Genomic DNA, 18,755 nt, shown 5'->3' with positions numbered 1-18,755 from the left:
TAATACCTGGTTACAATTTATTTTCAACAGTGAATACAAAAAAACCTCACATGTGTGAGGTTTTTATTCAAAAGATTAACAATCTAGTCTAAAGCTCAAGATGATGCTTTCCGTGTGACACTTTGGCCTTGAGATAGCTTTCATTGCCATCTTTAACATGAGCACTGGTGTTAACGACGTCTTCGATATTGATGCCATGCTCGCGAAGTTCACGGATTTTCTTTGGATTATTGGTCACTAAGCGGATTGAGTGAATGTCTAGTGCTTTGAGCATTTGAGCAGCTTCGGTGAAATCACGTAAATCATCACCAAACCCAAGATGATTGTTCGCTTCGTATGTGTTCATACCTTCAGACTGAAGCTTGTAGGCATCGAGCTTGTTGTACAAACCAATACCACGCCCCTCTTGGCGCAAGTATAAAATGATGCCACCTTCACGACCCATCTTTTGAATGGTCTCTTCGAGTTGTTCACCACAGTCACAGCGAGACGAGTGAAATACATCCCCCGTCAAACATTCGGAGTGCATTCGCACTAGAGGTAGCGCTTGGTCTTTGTCTGCTGCTTTAAAGATAATAGCAACGTGTTCTTTGTCGGTCTCTAAGCCGCGAAAAGAGAGCATTTCCGCATCGATGTCGCTTTTTGCACCGACTTTTAATTGTATTCTGGCACGTACTTCCGCCATCGTATTTCCTACTAGATTTTCTGAGGCTATCAGTGAGCTTATCTCAGCCATAGTCTTTTTCTCCAATATGGGAACTATGGGGCTAATACCGCACTTTTCAACAATAAGATCACCATGAAAAATGTTATATTATAACATTTAGTGCTTTTGTAAAATGAAAAAAGCCCCGAGTGAATCACTCAGGGCTTAGAATTTGTTGGAGTTAATACGCTGATTATGCTTGCTTTTGCTTCCATACTGCCAGCTGTACCCAAACGTTTTCCAGCTCTGCCAATTCTTCTTTTGTTAGCAGAGACATGGTTTTCGAGGTACTCGATGCGCTAGCACCATTTGAAGATTGAAGGTGCGCGTAAAAGTCTTTTTTTAATTGGCTGATCACTGCTTCCACTGCTGTTCCACCTTACGTTTAAGACACTCCGATGCTTTGGCATCATACCATTCTGATCAGATCGTACAGCTTTTTTAGCTATCTCTGGAACTGCAATCACATTTTGCCTACGTTTTTCATGTTTTTTTCTAAAACTTAACGCCACTCGGACGATAGCGCTATTTTTGTACTGAACTTTTTTGTTGCCACTGTACAATAACGGCACACCAACTAATAAAGTAAAAGCAATGTTGAAAATCATCAGTAATCAAGACTTCGACACGTTTTCTGAAAACGCGAAACAAGCACCGCGCAAACGTAGCCACCATAATCTACACGAACAGTTGGATGCAGGTGTACAACGCCTATTCATCTCAACTGAGCCAGAAACTTACATGCGCCCACACCGTCACAGTGAAGAGCACAAATGGGAGCTATTTTTGGTATTAAAAGGTCAACTTGACCTGCTTATTTTCGATGACGAGGGCAACGTAACTCAACGTCACAGCCTATCACCAGAAACCAACCGCGCTATCGAAATTCCACCAGGTACTTGGCACGGCTATGCATGCATGGAATCTGGTACTGTCGGTCTAGAAATCAAAGAAGGTGCGTACATCCCGACACCTCAAGAAGATTTCGCTCCATGGTCTCCTGCTGAAGGTGAAGATGGCGCTAATGAGTACCGTGACTGGATGAGAACCGCGTTACCGGCATAATCCTCACGAAAAACCTAGCCGCCTTGCTGGTTAAATGTCCTCAGTCAGCCATGTTTTTGCTGGTAACATCGACCATAATGTTGATAATACTCGCTCCCTAACGCTGACTGAGGATACCTCGTGACCACTCCGGCATTTTCCACACTCAATCTCCCTACTGAATTACTGAGCACTTTGGATAGCCTTGGCTACACCAAAATGACCCCAATTCAAGCAGACTCACTACCAAAAATCCTTGATGGTAAAGACATCATCGGTCAAGGAAAAACCGGTTCAGGTAAAACGGCGGCATTCTCACTTGGCCTTCTTGCCAACCTCAACGTCAAGCGCTTTCGTGTGCAATCATTGGTTCTTTGCCCAACGCGTGAGCTTGCTGACCAGGTTGCAAAAGAAATCCGTACCCTAGCTCGTGGTATCCACAACATTAAAGTGCTAACGCTTTGTGGCGGCATGCCAATGGGGCCGCAAATTGGCTCTCTGGAGCACGGCGCGCACATTCTCGTCGGCACACCAGGTCGTATCCTTGATCACCTCGAGAAAGGTCGCATCAACCTGGAAGAGCTCAACACATTGGTATTGGATGAAGCCGATCGCATGCTGGAAATGGGCTTTAAAGATGCACTCGATGCCATCATTGGTGAAGCACCTCGCGATCGTCAAACGCTACTATTTAGCGCGACATTCCCTGAGCAGATTCAAACCATTGCCTCAACGGTTATGAAGCAGCCAGAAATCGTGAAGGTAGAGAGCAAGCACGATCATTCAAGCATCCAGCAGTTCTTCTATCAAATCGATACCACAGAAGATCGTGACAACGCGTTAGAGAATCTATTACTGACACATCAACCAGAGTCTGCGGTTGTGTTCTGCAACACTAAAAAAGAAGTTCAGAACGTGGCGGATGAACTTCATCATCGCGGCTTTAGCGTCATCGATATTCACGGCGACCTAGAGCAACGCGACCGCGACCAAGCGCTGGTTCAGTTTGCCAACAAGAGTGTCTCTATCCTAGTCGCAACCGATGTTGCTGCACGCGGCCTTGATGTCGACAACCTAGACGCTGTATTCAACTACGAGCTGTCACGTGACCCAGAAGTGCATGTACACCGCATCGGTCGTACTGGCCGTGCGGGTAACAAAGGCTTGGCATTTAGCTTCTACAGTGAGAAAGAGTTCTATCGTGTGGCGCGTATCGATGAGTATTTAGATATGCCTATAGAGCCAAGCACGCTACCACCAGCGTCCTCAAACCGCCCTTATCAGTCAAAGATGACCACGATTCAGATCCAAGGTGGTAAAAAGCAGAAACTGCGTCCGGGAGATATTTTAGGCGCTCTAACAGGCGACAAAACGCTTTCAGGCAACCAAATTGGTAAGATCAATATGTTTCCAATGAGCGCTTATGTGGCAGTGGAAACGTCGATTGCTAAAAAGGCGCTCGGTAAAATCACCAACGGTAAGATGAAGGGCCGTAACTTCCGCGCTCGTATCATCAAAGCTTAACGTTTGTAGAAGCCGCCCTTTGTAAATATAAAGACTCGGCGTTACAGAGATAGAGCGATGGATGAAAATGGACAGCCCTGTTTGCAGCGTCCACATCCATCGCACTTACTTTCACTCGCGGTGGGTAAGCTGTAGTTTTCCAGCTCTATAGCGTTTTGAGGACACGCGTCCTGACACAAGTAACAATCGCCAAACAGCGCATTTTGACAGCTCTCTAGAAAGCTTGGTCGCAAGCCGTTATCGGTGATACTTCCGTGCAATGCGCCTGTTGGGCAGCTTTTACCACACTCTCCACACTGACTGCAGTATCCATAATCCAGCGTTAGCTGAGCTAACCCGCCTTCGATTGAAATGACCTGTTCAGGGCATGCTTTTTGACACTCACCACACCCATCACAGATTTGCTGAAACAATACTTCGTCTATCGCTTTTGGCGGTCTAGGTAATACTCTCACTACCTTTTCTGCATTCAACTTTGAAGCAAGAGAGTCATCGGTCTCAGCCGGATGACGAGTCGCGCCATTTGTTAGAGCGCGAAACAAACCACGGCGGCTTATCGTCTTGTGCTCCATATAGGCTTTTACGTACTGCTCATCACGACTCATAGCTTTCTCACGATAGTTTTCTCACGATAGATGGGTGTATTTTTAACGATATAGCTTCACAGAATTTGGCGTAATGTCGAGTACATCCTGCACCACTTCACACCATAGAGATACCAACGCTGCCAACTGTTTGTAGCTGTTGGTTGTGGCATGCTTTTGTACTAATTCAAAGTAGCGGTAACACCAAGTGAGCAAGTGCTCGGACAATAGCGTTTTTACTACTTCGATATCTTGCTGCTGCTCTAAAAGTTGGCTAACTGCAAACAGCATCAAACCAATTTGATCTTCTGGTTCACGCATGCCAGTGTCTAACTCAATGCCGTGCTCACGCAAGAACTGGCGATAGGCAACGGTACTGTCACCAAAGATCACTTCTTCTTTATCGGTATACACAGAACCCCAAGGTGGAGCCGACATCACTTCGCCGCCTTCAAACAGCAAAAAGAAGTCTTGGTTTAACGCATCTGGTAGCTCTGTTTGAGCGGTTTTACACCAAGCTTGAATCTCGCTGTTTTCCAGCGCTTTATCTTCCGATAAGGCTTTGATCAAGGTTTGGTTGTTGCTATCAGTGAGCGGAAAGTACAAAAGTGAGCCAAACACCTTGGCCATGGTCTGTAGGCTTTGAAGATCAATAACGTCTGATTGTGACATGAACTGAGATTACCAAGTTATTCTAAACATTAAAGCTGAGTGTAATAGAGGGCAGGCACAAACGCCTACCCTCCTCACTCATTACATGCCTGCAGTCATATGAAGACCAAAGAACACGCTGCGACCAATAAGCTCTGCAACCATAACCATCGCAAAACCCACCACCGCGATTGGCATAGAGCGAGATTCAGAACGCATAGCCCAAACCCAAGCGGCAATACCCGCAAACACCAACACAAAACGTAGATTTTGAATTTCTGCCATGTTTGGCACAAGCTCAGCTGCCGATACGATCGCTGAATGGATGCTAGGTAGTGAACCCACCATGGAGATCGTCGTCATCACAAGTGCTAGACCTGCAACCGATGCAACAATTGCCGTGATCTTGCCAAGCTTAGGGCACTCAAGTTTTGCTCCACGCATTAAGATAAGTGACAGCATCACGCCGCACACTACTGCCGTTAGTGCGAACGATTGACCGGTAAACGGTGTATCCCAAGTAGGAACAGTATCAATGATGTACACATTGGTCATTGCGTACATAAACACCACACCAATCACCATTGCCGCAACCAATAAGCCTTTGCGAATCGCTTCGCTGCCCTTATCAATAACAGACAACAACCAATAGATGCCACCCAAACCAAAGAACATTGAACCAAACAAAATCTCGCGCGATAGCCACGAGGTACCCACTTGATTTAACGCGTTAATGGCGCGCATTGGGCTACCTAAGTGCATGGTCGAGGCCATAAAGCCTAGTCCCATAAACACCCAGATAAAGAACATGTTACGAGTAATGCCCGTTTTCACGTGCGCATCTGCTTTTCCAAACAGTGTGATTAGACCCATCACGATAAATGCACCCACAGCAGTTTGTGCAAATACAGTGAAGAAAATCAAAGGCCATTCATGCCATCCCATCTTAGACCTCCTTAGGGTTTGCTAGGTGACCAGTCGTGTCATTAGTTGGACGCGCATGACGGTTTGGCTTGATCACAATATTAGGTTTCGTCAGTGAAGAAGACGGAAGCGGTGCTACATCGGCATTAGTGCCGTACTTGGCACGAAGCTCAGCAATCGGGCCAAACTCCAATGCTCTCAGCGGGCATGAGCCAACGCAGATAGGTTCGAAGCCCTCAGCTACGCGCTCAAAACAGCCGTCACACTTGGTCATGTGACCTTTTTCCTTGCTGTACTGAGGCGCACCGTAAGGACACGCGTTGGCACAGTGTTTACAGCCAATACATACCTTCTCATCTACGATAACAAAGCCATCTTCACGCTTGTGCATCGCACCAGACGGACACACTTTCGCACATGCAGGCTCATCACAATGGTTACATGCGATAGAGGTGTAGTAGGCGAACACATCCTGACGGTAGGTACCGTTTTCTTCTACCCAGTTACCACCAGCGTATTCATACACACGACGAAAACTGCGGTCGACACCCAAATCTTTAAAGTCTTTGCAAGACAACTGGCAGGTTTTACAGCCAGTGCACTTACTCGAGTCGATATAAAAACCGTATTGTTTCATGAGTTAGTCCTTACGCCTTCTTAACCAGTTGAACTTCGACAAGGTTGGTGTGTTGCGGGTTACCCTTCGCCAATGGACTTGGCTTTTGAGACGTCAACACGTTGATGGAACCATTGTGATCCACCTTATTGCCATCTGGTGCGTACCAAGCGCCCTCACCCAATGCCACAACGCCTGGCATCATTCGAGGCGTCACTTTCGCGTTGATTCGAACTTCACCACGGTCGTTATAGATCTTGATGCGGTCACCGTTCTTAATTCCACGACGTTCAGCATCCATCGGGTTGATCCACATTTCCTGGCGCGCGGCTTGTTTGATGATATCAACGTTGCCGTAAGTCGAGTGACAGCGAGCTTTAAAGTGGAAACCGGTCAATTGAAGCGGGTACTTATTGCGTAGAGGCGAGTCCCAGCCTTCGGAAGTACTTACATAGATCGGTAGCGGGTGAATCACATCACCTTCAGGCAGTTCCCATTCCGCAGCGAGTCTTGCTAGTTCTTCAGAATAGATTTCAACCTTTCCAGACGGTGTCGTCAGCGGGTTGTTCTCTGGATCTTCACGGAATGCTTGGTAAGCCACATAATGCCCATTCGGGTCGCTACGCTTAACAATGCCCTGTTTGCGAACCGTTTCAAAATCTGGAAGTGTTGGGTCTAGCTTCAAGGTTTCCGCGTACAGATGTCGCAGCCAACCTTCTTGATCGCGGCCTTCGGTAAACTCTTTGCCTACACCCATACGCTCAGCAAGATCCGAACAGATTTGATAGATACTGCGCGCCTCGAACTGAGGCTCAATCGCTTTGTCTGCAAAGATGAAGTAAGGCATGTTCGCAGCTTTACCGTCCATACAGAAGTCCGCCTGCTCTGACGTGGTCAAATCTGGCAGGATGATGTCCGCGTACTTCGCTGAAGAGGTCATGTGGTTATCAATCACCACAATCATTTCACACGCTTTGTCATCTTGAAGGATGTCGTGGGTACGGTTGATATCTGAGTGCTGGTTGATAATACAGTTACCAGCGTAGTTCCAGATGAACTTAATTGGCACATCAAGCTTATCTTTACCGCGCACACCATCACGAGTTGCCGTCATTTCAGGTCCACGAACGATCGCATCGGTCCAAAGGAACATAGAAATAGACGTTTGAATCGGGTTTTCAAGGGTCGGGAAACGAACAAACGGAATGTTGTAATCTGACTCACGCGCACCAGAGCCGCCGCCATGAATACCTAAGTTACCCGTTAGTAGTGCCAACATCGCGATAGCACGAGAGGCGATCTCACCGTTTTGAGTACGTTGTAAGCCCCAACCTTGATAGATAGCACATGGTTTCGTTGAACCAATTTCGCGAGCCGTCTGGATGATAATATCAACTGGAATACCAGTAATTGGCGCCGCCCATTCCGGTGTTTTCTCGATGCCATCTTCGCCAAGGCCAAGAATGTAAGACTTATAGTCGCTGTTGGCTGGTGCTGAGGCTGGCAAGGTCTTCTCGTCGTAGCCGATGCAGTATTTGTCTAGGAATGCTTGGTCAACCAAGTCTTCTTTGATCATCACGTGCGCCATTGCAGCAATAAAGGCGGCATCGGTACCTGGTTTTATTGGGATCCACTGATCTTCGTGGCCGGCTGCTGTATCGTTATAACGCGGATCAATCATGATCATGCGCGCGTTCGATTTCGCTTTGCTCTCAATTAAGTGGTGGATCAAACCACCACCAGACATGCGCGTTTCAGCAGGGTTGTTACCGAACTGAACGATCAGCTTACTGTTTTCAGTGTCTGAGAAAGAGTTGCCGTTTGCCCAACCACCGTAGGTGTAGCTCAGGCCTTTCGCAATCTGTGCTGTCGAGTAGTCGCCATAGTGGTTCAGATAACCGCCAGTTAAGTTCATCAAACGTGCAATCAGAGACTTACCCGGAGGCCAAGACTTAGTGACCGTGCCGCCAAGCGTACCCGTGCCGTAGTTCAGATAAATCGCTTCGTTACCGTATTCTTTTTTGATGTGATCTAGGCTATTAACGATCTCTGTGTAAGCCTCATCCCAAGAGATGCGCTTAAACTTACCCTCACCACGCTTACCAATACGCTTCATTGGGTATTTAAGCCGATCCGGATTGTAAACACGGCGACGCATTGAGCGGCCACGTAGACACGCACGCACTTGGACATCTTTATTCGCGTAATCATCGGTACCGGTGTTATCGGCGTCGACCCATTTGATCTCGCCATCAACTACGTGCATGCGCAGTGGGCATCGACTACCACAGTTAACAGTACAAGCACTCCAAACAACCTTTTCGTCACTTGGTGCTGATTGGGTTTCTGCGTGGGCAGATTTGAAGGGGAGAGAGATGGCGCTTGTCGCTGCCGCGAGACCACCGATGGCCGACGAGGATTTAATGAACCCTCGACGCGTCAACGACGGCGTCAATAATTGCTTCAGTTTATTATTCATATGGACATGCTCAGTTATAGTTATGCATCATCACAGGCATGTTACAAACGAAAAAGCTGGAAACAGTTGATAGAAATCAACTCTACTACTTAATAGGTAATTTCTGACAAAAACTTGTCATTTAGTAGAATATTTTTAGAACAGGCGTTCATAAAAACAAATAAATTATCACATTTACGCTTAACCACAGAATGTATTGAGAATTATTCCGAGCAAGTAACGCAAATAAATCGTATTACATGCTCATCTATCTTCCCTAAACAGAGCTAAATTTCAGCAATAAATAACTGCGTTATCAAAGGGTGTGCAGTCGCTCCTGTGAGTAGCACTATGTCGACATTTGGCAGTGGTGGCATGTTGTCTAGTACAACGACATCCTTGTTTACGCTTAGTTGCCCCATCGCCCCGATGCCAAGTCCTGCAGAAACCAACGACCGCTGGGCGGATGCCGTATTGCAGCATGCGATAAGTTGATGATCCACACTGCGTTTCGCCAAACTATCAATGGCAGCAGCATGGTATTTACAATCGGTTTGAAATAGAACTAAAGGCAGCGGCCTTTGAGAGACATCAAAATTCTCAGCAGCAATCCACACTCCATGATCGGACTCAAGCCAATAGCCCTCTTCACTGTCTGGTGCTCTTGTCACTATCGCTGCATCGATTTTTCCTTCATCGAGCCACTCTCTTAGCACCACACTGGCTGAGAATAGACTTGAACAGAGCACGTCGGCTCCGTTTTAGTGATGGCACTGATCACTTTTGGAAGAATGGTTTCATTGTAATCTTCGGGGCAGCCGAGCCTGAGTGAGGTTTTGTTTTGATACTTCTGCACTTGATGCAACGCTTTATCATGCAGCGCCAAGATTTGCTCCGCATGTGCTTTTAGAGCAAGCCCTGCTTCTGTGAGCATCATATTACGTCCCTGACGCTCAAACAGTGGCGTCCCCGCTTCGCTTTCTAGCTTCTTCATCTGGCGCTAAATGCCGACTGCGTTCGATTGATCTGTTTCGCTGCCCGAGTAAAACTGCCCGTTTCCGAAAAGGCCAGATAACTGCGTAGCGCTTCAATATCCATATCTCTCTCCACCCATCGATTCCATTGATGGCACTCATTAAAACTATGCGTTAGTCACCCATCAAACCATTGATTATGATGAAAATCAAACCAGAAAGGAGGCGACATGAGACTGTATATTGCAAACCAAAACTACTCGAGTTGGTCACTACGAGCCTGGCTTATCTTTGCTCAAAACAATGTAAATGTGGAAGTGGAAAAGCTGACTCTATTCACTCCCGAGTTTTATCAAACACTCGCCGAAGTCACTCCAACGGCCAAAGTACCTGCCCTTGTCGACTCCGATATCACTACTTGGGATTCACTCGCCATCATGGAGTATGTCAACGAGCGGTATCTTGACGGTCGTTGCTGGCCAGCGTCTATCCTCGAGCGCGCCAAAGCACGAGCCGTAGTCAGTGAAATGCACTCAGGTTTTATGGCGCTTCGTAATGAGCTACCCATGAACTGCCGCGCGCGTCGCATAGTTGACTTGAGTGAGGCTGCTGGTGCGGATATCAAACGAATCGATGAAATGTGGTCGGAGCAAATGAGTCAATACCCAGAACAATGGCTATTTGGCGACTGGTCTATTGCTGACGCTATGTATGCCCCGTTGCACTCAGATTTAGAACCTATGGCATCGAGCTATCTGAGCCTGCAAAGCGCTATCAAGACAAAGTCCTCTCGAGCGCGGCGATTTTACGATGGCTTGCAGAGGCAAGCTCAGAGACGGATATCGTGATGGAAGATGAAGCAGGCGAAGAAGTCTGTGCCTAGCATTTAACATCAACTACACTAAAGCCATGGAAAACAGGTAAATAGTACTTAAAGGAACCTCTCCATGGCTGGCGCAAGTTTACTGACGCTTATTGATGATATTGCTGTACTGATGGACGATGTGGCTGTCATGTCCAAAGTCGCGGTAAAGAAGACCGCTGGCGTGCTCGGTGACGACCTAGCGGTCAACGCAGAGCAAGTCAGCGGCGTCTCTACAGAGCGTGAACTACCAGTAGTCTGGGCGGTAGCGAAAGGCTCACTACTTAATAAAGTCATCTTAGTGCCAGCAGCACTTTTGATTAGCTTAGTTGCCCCTTGGCTTATAACTCCCCTACTCACCCTTGGAGGCGCCTTTCTCTGCTATGAAGGCTTTGAGAAAGTACATCATTGGTGGAGCCATCGCGGTGAAACCTCAGTATCAAGCAGCAGTCATCCAGCTCTCACCATGAGTGAAGAAGAGCTCGCTGACTACGAAAAACAAAAGGTGAAAGGCGCCGTTCGCACCGACTTTATTCTCTCTGCTGAAATAGTGGTGATTGCACTGGGCACTATGATGGCACAGTCTCTTACCATGCAAGCGATAGGTTTAAGTGTGGTAGCAGTATTAGTCACCGCTGGTGTTTACGGTTTGGTGGCGATCATCGTCAAACTTGATGATGCTGGGCTATGGCTTATCAATAACAACCCTAACAAGAGTTCGATAAAACAAAAGATAGGCATGGGTCTGCTGCAGTTTGCTCCGTGGTTGATGAAAGCACTGGGCATTGTCGGCACTATCGCTATGTTCCTAGTTGGCGGTGGTATTATCGCCCACGCCCTACCCTGGCTAGAACACTTAAGCGCCGCTCAAGCGGACACCTTTAATCATATCCCTAGCCTGGATCTATTTTGGGAAAGTATTGGTGCCAGCATGATTCATCTCGCAAGTGGCGCTGTCCTTGGCGCGGTCTGTTTTGCGCTGCACCAAGGTTTTATGGCGTTCAAAAATAAATAAACGGCACACTCTTTATCGGAATGTGCCGTTACAAAATAGCGAATCTATCGCTTTACTAAATCAAGTGAATGCGCTGGTTAGCGTTTCAGCTCAGACAGCTGATCAGAGAACCAAATCTTGCGCTGGAAACGCGGGTTCTTAGAAGACATATCGATCTTGTATGGATTTTCTTCTTCCAAACGCTGCGGGATGTCTAAGATCTTGCTTAGCTCCTGAGCTAAGTACTTCTCAATCTTGAGTACTACCATCTTCTTACGCAGGCGACCTTGCTCATCGCGGTTAAGAATGGTCGGCATAGTATTCAGCGTCAGAATCTCGCCTAATGCAGGATGAGACATACGCTCACGACCTTCGGTACTGGCGTAGAAATGAGAGACGGTAAACACCATGTTCTCAGGTTTAAGCTGCTGCAGGAACTGGCACGATTTCACCACGGTTGAACCGGTGCGAACCATGTCGTCAAACAGCACGATGCTGGAATTTTCTAGCCCCTCGAAGGTGTCTTCACTCTCTTTGTGCAGAGTAATTTCAACTTTGCGTTCAGCTGTGCGCTCTTTATCCAACATGATGAATTTGGCTTTGCTCAAACCAATTCGGTTGTACATCTCTTTAACGAAATCACGTGCCCCTTTGTCTGGCGCACAAAGTACCAAACCTTCGCCATCTGGACCGTAATTCAAGATGTTAGAGTTAAGCAGGTAATGCGCGTAAATCTGATAAGGAATAAGGTTATAGAATCGGCCACCAAATACATCGCTGAACATCTTTTGCACGGAATCTGAGTGGTTATGTACCGTTACCACATCATCAACACCAGACAATTTCAACAACTGCGCGTAAAGCTGCGCGGTAAACGGCTGACCATCAAATTTCTTAATGTCCGACACAGAGCGCTCACCACCCGTATCACCAAGCTCAGGACGCGCGCCACGATCTTGTGCAGAAAAGAACAAATCTGGCTCCACCAACACCACACGACTCGCACCGTTTTCTTTCGCAGCACGGGCAATAATAAAGTTGTGCATGGCTAGCTCTTGACGACTCGTCACAAGATTACCGGTGCTGACGATGATAACCGTCTTACCTTCTAAGCTATTACCTATATTGTCCATATCGTCCTCATCAGAGATGAAGCGCGGGCAAAATTCGGTATTCATGAAGTGCTTCATACTGATGACATCAGAGATGTCCTCATGCTGCCCCATCGCATAAGCGACATCAATGGCAAACGGGTTATCGGAAGAGTTACTGACAATCACTATATCGCTAGATAGTGGATTTTGGCTGCTCATGGCATTCCTTATTGATTCGGAAAGTGAGTGGGTTGTGATGGGGGTATTCTAGCGGGAAAGGGAGCAAAACGGCAGGGGGAAGGGTAATTAATGGTAAGTGTGGCTCTGCCTGTCATCGCTATACCTTTGCCACTACCGCCAAAGACTTCGTCATTCCGCACTTGATGCGGAATCTACTCGACGCGTATGTCAGATGTTTGAGGAGCTCTTGTTAGCTCATTTTTGGACAAAAGCATGCTAGCTGGTCAATGTCGGCACAGTAATGGACAGAGATAATTTAAGGGAAAGTTTTGTGCATTCAATACCAGATAACAGCGTCTAATCTTTCAGTTAGTCGTAGCAGATACTTTCTAGAGCCTCAATGCAAACCTCATAGCGACTACAATCTTCATTATCTCTTCACAATTCAGATTAGCTGATATTATTCAGTAGGTTAAAATCATTTCTTGCTTCATTTTTCCCCTATCTTTGTTCGTTATTATTTCATCATCAATCAAGCAACGTTCGTTCAGCCGACTTAACCTTTTAGGGGATATGATGAAAAAATTGACCAAAGCGATTATCACATGCTTGATGATTGGTTCTATCGGGAGCGGAGCATACTACTACCAAGCTCAGAACGCTCAACAAGAGATGGTGTACACCACTGACACGGTTCGCAAAGGCAACATCGAGGATGTCGTGTTGACCAATGGCGTACTTTACCCAAACAAATTGGTTAACGTCGGTGCTCAAGTCTCGGGAGAAGTTGAACAAATTGCTGTCGAGTTAGGCCAAGAAGTCCAGCAAGGCGAACTGATCGCGCAGATAGACAATCTCACTCAACAAAATGAGCTCAAGAACGCAATTGCTTCACTCGACTCTATCGAGCACAAATTCGCGCTAAACAAGCCATGATCAAGCAATCTACCTCCACCTTTGAGCGCTACAAGTCGATGCTAAGTAATAAGGCGTCATCACAAGCAGATTACGACAGTGCCGAAGCAGAACTTACCATCTATCAAGCTGAGTTAGACCAGTTAGTGGCAGAAAAACAGAAAGCCGAAATCAACGTCGATACTGCTCGCCTAAATCTGAGCTACACCACAATTGATGCGCCGATGAGTGGCACCGTGGTGTACGTTTCAGTAGAGGAAGGGCAAACGGTCAACACCAATCAATCTACACCATCGATTGTTGAGATTGCCGACCTCGATACCATGGTGGTTCGCGCTCAAATTTCTGAGGCGGATGTCATTCATGTCAGTGAGGGGCAACAGGCTTACTTTTCGATTCTTGGTGCGTCCGACACTCGTTTTAGTGGTGTATTACGATCGATTGAGCCGGGGCCGACTTTAATGAATGGTGATGATAGCAATCTAGAAATTGGTGATAGCGATGCGATCTATTACAACGCACGCTTCGAGGTGCAAAACCCAGACAGACTCTTACGCATTGGCATGACGGCTCAGGTATCAATTGTTCTTGATAGTGCCGATGATGCTTTGGTGATCCCTGCTCAAATTCTGCAAAGCACTGGCAAAGAGGGTTATCAAGTGCCGGTTATGCAGGGTGACAAAGTGGAGCTAAGAAACGTTGAAGTTGGGCTCAACAACAAAGTTTATGCCGAAATCACATCCGGTCTTCAAGAGGGAGATAAAGTGGTTATTGGTCAAGCGTCATCAAACGCAACGAGCAATATGCCAATGCGTGGTCCAGTTAACCAAGGTCCAATGAGAATGTAAGCCATGAATAATCCACTATTAGAAATCAAAGGTGTGAGCCGAGCATTCCAATCTGGCGATCAAGCTCTTACTGTGCTGAATAACATTGACCTGACGATCAATCGAGGCGAGATGGTGGCGATTATTGGCGCTTCTGGCTCAGGCAAATCGACGTTGATGAACATTCTTGGTTGTCTTGATAAGCCCTCCCAAGGGCATTATCTGATTGATGGTCAGGATGTTTCAAATATGGATGCTGATCAGCTTGCACAATTAAGACGAGAAAACTTCGGATTTATTTTCCAGCGCTATCACCTACTGAGTGACTTAACGGCGCTTGAGAACGCAGAGATCCCCGCACTGTATGCGAACACAACTAAAGAACAACGCCGTGAAAAAGCTGAGCAGTTACTTACTCGCTTGGGTTTAGAGGAGCGTCTCGATCACAAGCCCAATCAATTGAGTGGTGGTCAACAGCAGCGTGTGAGTGTTGCCCGAGCACTGGTCAATGGTGGCGATGTGATCCTTGCTGACGAACCAACAGGTGCGCTCGATAGTTACAGTGGCAAAGAGATGATGCAACTTATCCAAGAGCTTCACGCTGACGGACATACCATCATTCTTGTTACCCACGATCCTAAGGTTGCCGCATTTGCTGACCGAGTTATCGAAATCAAAGATGGTCAAATCATCCAAGATCAGCAAAACCGCGATAAACCAAGCTCACCAGTTGTGACTAAAGAGACCAACGAGACTCCAGAACACAACAACAAACAACTCAGCATTTTTCGCTATCTAGAGGCGTTTAAGATGGCGTTGCTTGCGATGTCTAACAACCGTCTACGAACCTTTCTGACCATGTTAGGGATCATCATCGGTATCGCCTCAGTGGTATCAGTTGTGGCAATGGGGACTGGCTCACAGCAAACCATCCTTGAAAACATGGCAAATATGGGTACCAACACAATAGAGATAAAACCCGGAACTGGTAGGGGTGATAAACACTCGGGTCGTATCCGAACGCTGACTGCTGATGATGCCAAAGTGCTGGAAAACTTTGCCTTTGTGGATAGCGTGACACCAACAGTACGAGCGAATGGTGCCATCCGTTATGCCAGTGAAGCGCATACCGGAAGCGTTGAGGGTGTGGGTTTAGACTACTTTCGAGTTAAAGGGCTTGAGCTCGAACAAGGGCAGTTTTTCAGCCAAGAGAGTATCGATTCGCTCGAACAAGTAGCGATCATTGATGCCAACGTCGTCACCGACGTTTTTCAAGACGAGGACCCGATAGGGAAGGTCATATTCCTTGGTCAGCTACCTGTGCGCGTTATTGGGGTCACAGCAGAGCAAGAAGATAGCCTTAATAGCAGCGATACCTTGAATGTTTGGCTACCTTACTCCACGGTATCGGGTCGATTGCTTAATCAAAGCTTTGTGAACGACATTACAGTAAGACTCAATGACGAGGTATCAAGCTCGGCAGCTGAACAGGCGATTATCACGCTCATCAAAGCGCGTCATGGCGCGGAGGATTTCTTTACCGTCAATACCGATGCGATTCGTCAAAACATCGAGAAAACCTCATCCACCATGACCATGCTCATCTCAGCCATTGCCTTTATCTCATTGGTTGTAGGCGGAATTGGTGTGATGAATATTATGTTGGTATCCGTTACCGAGCGCACAAGGGAGATAGGTATTCGCATGGCCGTTGGAGCTAGACAAACTGACATCTTACGTCAGTTTCTGATTGAAGCTGTGTTAGTCTGTGTTTTAGGTGGTTTGATGGGAATCGGCTTGGCTTACTTTATTGGATTTGCATTAGAGTATATGGGTAGTGACATTCGAATGATCTATTCAACAAACTCTATCATCGCAGCGTTCAGTTGCTCGACTCTAATTGGCGTGGTCTTTGGATTTCTACCTGCGAGCAATGCCGCCAAGTTAGACCCAGTAGAAGCATTAGCACGAGATTAAATGCAAAGCCCCATCACTTATAGTGCATGGGGTGAGCTCTCTTTAGGATTAGGACAGACCATTGAAACTACTCTACAAATTCTTCTTTGCTTTCTGTGTGACGAGCTTTACATCAGTAGGATTAATGTTGCTGCTGGTCACGCATAACCTATCAACGGGTTTTAATGATTATGTCGAAGCCGAAGAGCTAAAACATGTTGCGGCGCTGCAAGAGCAACTGACCCTGTTTTACGACCAAGAAAAAAGCTGGGACTCTTTAAAGCAAGATGATGCACTGTGGAAGAGTATTGTTAACTTTCATCGCAAAGTAGACCAATCAGCACAAGAGGCAGAAAGCGAATACAGTTTAGGACGTTTACTACACGTACCACGACGAGTGAGCCTTTTTGATGCTAATAAAGAGGTGGTGATCGGGCGTAAAGAACTTCACCCAGAAGCCCATAACCAGCGCATTCTGCATGATGGTAATGTGGTGGGCTACCTCTCATTCATACCCGCTCAACTTAGTAGCTATAGTGCCGAAAATGAGTTTCTGGCTAAACAGACCAGAAATTACTACACCATCGCACTTGCTGTGGTTGTTCTATCATTTGTTACTGCGTGGGTTTTCTCTCGGCATCTGGTCTCACCTATCAGCCGTCTTATCTCCGGTACTTATCGAATGATTCGAGGTGATTATCAAGTTCGCGTTGAAAAGCAAAGCAAGGATGAAATTGCTCATTTGGCGCAAAACGTGAATATACTGGCGCAAACCTTAGAGAAAAATCAAACTAACCGCTCGGTATGGATGTCGGATGTTTCGCACGAACTCAAAACACCATTAACCGTGATGCGTGGGCAACTGATGGCCATTCAAGATGGCGTTTTCCAAGCCGATGAAAAGCGCATTCAACTGATGGTGGATCAGGTGGATTCATTAAGCCGCATCGTTAACGATTTGTACCAACTCTCTATCACCGATGTCGGAGGCCTCTCCTATAAAAAAGAGGTGGTGCAGCCAGCACAATTGCTACTTGAAGTGTTGAGCGGATTTGAAGCAAAGTTCGATCAAAAATCATTCTCCGTTGACTGTTCGACGTTAATTCCTCTACTGAACAATGCACATTGTCAGGTACTTGGTGATAGTGACCGTCTAAAGCAGCTATTTACCAATTTGTTGGAAAACAGCTACCGATATACGCATGCGAACGGGCAAGTGAACCTTATTGCTCAGATTGAAGATCAAAACCTCACACTAGTGTTACAAGATTCAGCACCAAACGTACCTATTGAGATGCATGACAAACTGTTCGAGCGTTTCTTTCGAGTCGAGTCCTCTCGAAACCGCGAACATGGCGGATCAGGGTTAGGCTTGGCTCTGTGTCAACAAATTGCCGATGCGCATCAAGGCAGTATTGTTGCGAGTGATTCACCATTTGGCGGTCTAAAAGTGACCATCCGATTACCACTGTTTAAGGAAGTCAACCCATGACAAGACCTCAAGTTTTGATTATCGAGGATGAAGCTCATATCGCAGAAGTTCTGGTGGCGTATTGCCAAAACAGTGGCTTTGGAGCAACACATCTCGCGAGTGGCGCTAACGTCATCAACTATATCAAGACACACCATGTCGATATGATGTTGCTTGATTTGATGCTGCCCGATACCGATGGCATGGAAATATGCAAACAGGTTCGAGCATTTTCTCAGGTGCCAATAATTATGATCACGGCAAAAAGCGAAGAAATTGACCGACTGCTGGGGCTTGAGTTTGGAGCGGATGACTATATCTGCAAACCGTTCAGCCACGTGAAGTCATTGCCCGCATTAAAACGGTATTACGCCGAGTAGCACCGACAAATACGAAAAATCAGCAAACATCGATGATCATCGAATCCGGTTTTGAAATGAAGCCTGCTGAGTTTGAAGTTCGCTTTGAGGGGGCGTTAATTGACCTAACTCCCCAAGAGTTCAAGATCCTAAAACTATTTCTTGAGAACACAGGTCGAGTGTTCAGCCGTGACGATATTTTAAATCGGGCTTATTCAGACACGGCTGATGTCTCGGACCGTAACATCGACACTCACATCAAGAATATTCGTAAAAAAGTAAGTAAAGTTTCTACGGGCGAATCACCAATTCGTTCCGTTTATGGTGTGGGGTATAAGTTTGCTCACCGAAGTGGGTAGGCAAATATTGCATCTTTAAAATGTGTTTGTAACTCATAATGGGGCAAAAATGCGTTACGAAAAACCTTTCATTAGTAGTCATTCGAAAAATACGAGTGTATCAACGCCACTTAACTCGACTTTCAGCATTAAGTGGCAGGTCAGTACCGCGGTGGTTAGATTCCTGCCTGCGCAGGAATGACGTCATCTCAAAGTTGGGTAGCTCACGCTAGCCGAAGATTGACGAGCACAAATGGCCCCCTTACTTCCACCCCTGC

The 18,755-nt window shown here is 46.6% G+C and carries 15 protein-coding genes and 3 pseudogenes; 9 read left to right on the top strand and 9 right to left on the bottom strand.

Annotated elements, in window-relative coordinates; translation table 11 throughout:
- Positions 1–88: 88 nt before the first annotated feature.
- Positions 89–685 (bottom strand): GTP cyclohydrolase II, encoded by a 597-nt coding sequence (locus TZ48_RS10035; protein WP_112479041.1) that lies wholly within the window; start codon positions 683–685, stop codon positions 89–91.
- 214 nt (positions 686–899) lie between these two features.
- Positions 900–1,073: a hypothetical protein gene (locus tag TZ48_RS24945; protein WP_042498055.1), complete on the bottom strand. Its 174-nt coding sequence runs from the start codon at positions 1,071–1,073 to the stop codon at positions 900–902.
- 227 nt (positions 1,074–1,300) lie between these two features.
- On the opposite strand from TZ48_RS24945, the gene TZ48_RS10030 reads away from it, so the two are divergent.
- Together TZ48_RS10030 and dbpA are read left to right on the top strand one after the other, a co-directional pair.
- A complete protein-coding gene (locus tag TZ48_RS10030; protein ID WP_112479074.1) occupies positions 1,301–1,771 on the top strand; it encodes a WbuC family cupin fold metalloprotein in 471 nt (156 codons plus the stop codon).
- Between the two features lie 120 nt (positions 1,772–1,891).
- Positions 1,892–3,274, top strand: a complete 1,383-nt coding sequence (gene dbpA, locus TZ48_RS10025) for an ATP-dependent RNA helicase DbpA (RefSeq protein WP_112479040.1) — start codon at positions 1,892–1,894, stop codon at positions 3,272–3,274.
- A gap of 41 nt (positions 3,275–3,315) precedes the next feature.
- Here the strand turns inward: dbpA and TZ48_RS10020 are convergent, their stop codons facing one another.
- The 6 genes and pseudogenes from TZ48_RS10020 to TZ48_RS09995 form a co-directional block, all read right to left on the bottom strand.
- The gene (locus tag TZ48_RS10020; protein ID WP_112479039.1) at positions 3,316–3,879 is read right to left on the bottom strand and encodes a ferredoxin-type protein NapF; all 564 of its coding nucleotides are present in this window, start codon (positions 3,877–3,879) and stop codon (positions 3,316–3,318) included.
- Between the two features lie 42 nt (positions 3,880–3,921).
- The gene (locus TZ48_RS10015) at positions 3,922–4,530 is read right to left on the bottom strand and encodes a TorD/DmsD family molecular chaperone (RefSeq protein ID WP_112479038.1); all 609 of its coding nucleotides are present in this window, start codon (positions 4,528–4,530) and stop codon (positions 3,922–3,924) included.
- 81 nt (positions 4,531–4,611) lie between these two features.
- Complete coding sequence (locus TZ48_RS10010; RefSeq protein WP_112479037.1) at positions 4,612–5,454, bottom strand: DmsC/YnfH family molybdoenzyme membrane anchor subunit; 843 nt, start codon at positions 5,452–5,454, stop codon at positions 4,612–4,614.
- A 1-nt stretch (position 5,455) separates the two neighbouring features.
- Positions 5,456–6,070 (bottom strand): DMSO/selenate family reductase complex B subunit, encoded by a 615-nt coding sequence (locus TZ48_RS10005; protein ID WP_042477459.1) that lies wholly within the window; start codon positions 6,068–6,070, stop codon positions 5,456–5,458.
- Positions 6,071–6,080: 10 nt separating this feature from the next.
- Complete coding sequence (locus TZ48_RS10000) at positions 6,081–8,528, bottom strand: DmsA/YnfE/YnfF family dimethyl sulfoxide reductase (protein ID WP_112479036.1); 2,448 nt, start codon at positions 8,526–8,528, stop codon at positions 6,081–6,083.
- Between the two features lie 266 nt (positions 8,529–8,794).
- Positions 8,795–9,605 (bottom strand): annotated as a pseudogene (locus TZ48_RS09995) (LysR family transcriptional regulator).
- Between the two features lie 106 nt (positions 9,606–9,711).
- On the opposite strand from TZ48_RS09995, the pseudogene TZ48_RS09990 reads away from it, so the two are divergent.
- Together TZ48_RS09990 and TZ48_RS09985 are read left to right on the top strand one after the other, a co-directional pair.
- Positions 9,712–10,364, top strand: a pseudogene (locus TZ48_RS09990) (glutathione S-transferase family protein).
- A gap of 64 nt (positions 10,365–10,428) precedes the next feature.
- Entirely contained in the window at positions 10,429–11,358 is a 930-nt protein-coding gene (locus TZ48_RS09985) for a DUF808 domain-containing protein (RefSeq protein ID WP_112479035.1), read from the top strand.
- Between the two features lie 77 nt (positions 11,359–11,435).
- Here the strand turns inward: TZ48_RS09985 and TZ48_RS09980 are convergent, their stop codons facing one another.
- Positions 11,436–12,650: a phosphoribosyltransferase family protein gene (locus TZ48_RS09980; protein ID WP_112479034.1), complete on the bottom strand. Its 1,215-nt coding sequence runs from the start codon at positions 12,648–12,650 to the stop codon at positions 11,436–11,438.
- A gap of 537 nt (positions 12,651–13,187) precedes the next feature.
- Here TZ48_RS09980 and TZ48_RS09975 point away from each other — a divergent pair.
- The 5 genes and pseudogenes from TZ48_RS09975 to TZ48_RS24930 all read left to right on the top strand — a co-directional run bounded on the left by TZ48_RS09975 (position 13,188) and on the right by TZ48_RS24930 (position 18,498).
- Positions 13,188–14,374: pseudogene (locus tag TZ48_RS09975) on the top strand (efflux RND transporter periplasmic adaptor subunit).
- 3 nt (positions 14,375–14,377) lie between these two features.
- Entirely contained in the window at positions 14,378–16,330 is a 1,953-nt protein-coding gene (locus TZ48_RS09970) for a MacB family efflux pump subunit (RefSeq protein ID WP_112479033.1), read from the top strand.
- A 61-nt stretch (positions 16,331–16,391) separates the two neighbouring features.
- Entirely contained in the window at positions 16,392–17,801 is a 1,410-nt protein-coding gene (locus TZ48_RS09965) for an ATP-binding protein (protein WP_162674531.1), read from the top strand.
- Complete coding sequence (locus tag TZ48_RS24935; protein WP_239670775.1) at positions 17,798–18,160, top strand: response regulator; 363 nt, start codon at positions 17,798–17,800, stop codon at positions 18,158–18,160. Before TZ48_RS09965 ends, TZ48_RS24935 begins: the two co-directional genes overlap by 4 nt.
- Before the next feature lie 32 nt (positions 18,161–18,192).
- On the top strand, positions 18,193–18,498 hold the full coding sequence (locus TZ48_RS24930) for a winged helix-turn-helix domain-containing protein (protein WP_239670774.1): 306 nt from the start codon (positions 18,193–18,195) through the stop codon (positions 18,496–18,498).
- Positions 18,499–18,755 lie beyond the last annotated feature (257 nt).

It is taken from the genome of Vibrio variabilis (genome assembly GCF_003263785.1).
Taxonomy (GTDB): Bacteria; Pseudomonadota; Gammaproteobacteria; order Enterobacterales; family Vibrionaceae; genus Vibrio; species Vibrio variabilis.
This window is presented reverse-complemented; position numbering and strand designations above follow the sequence as displayed.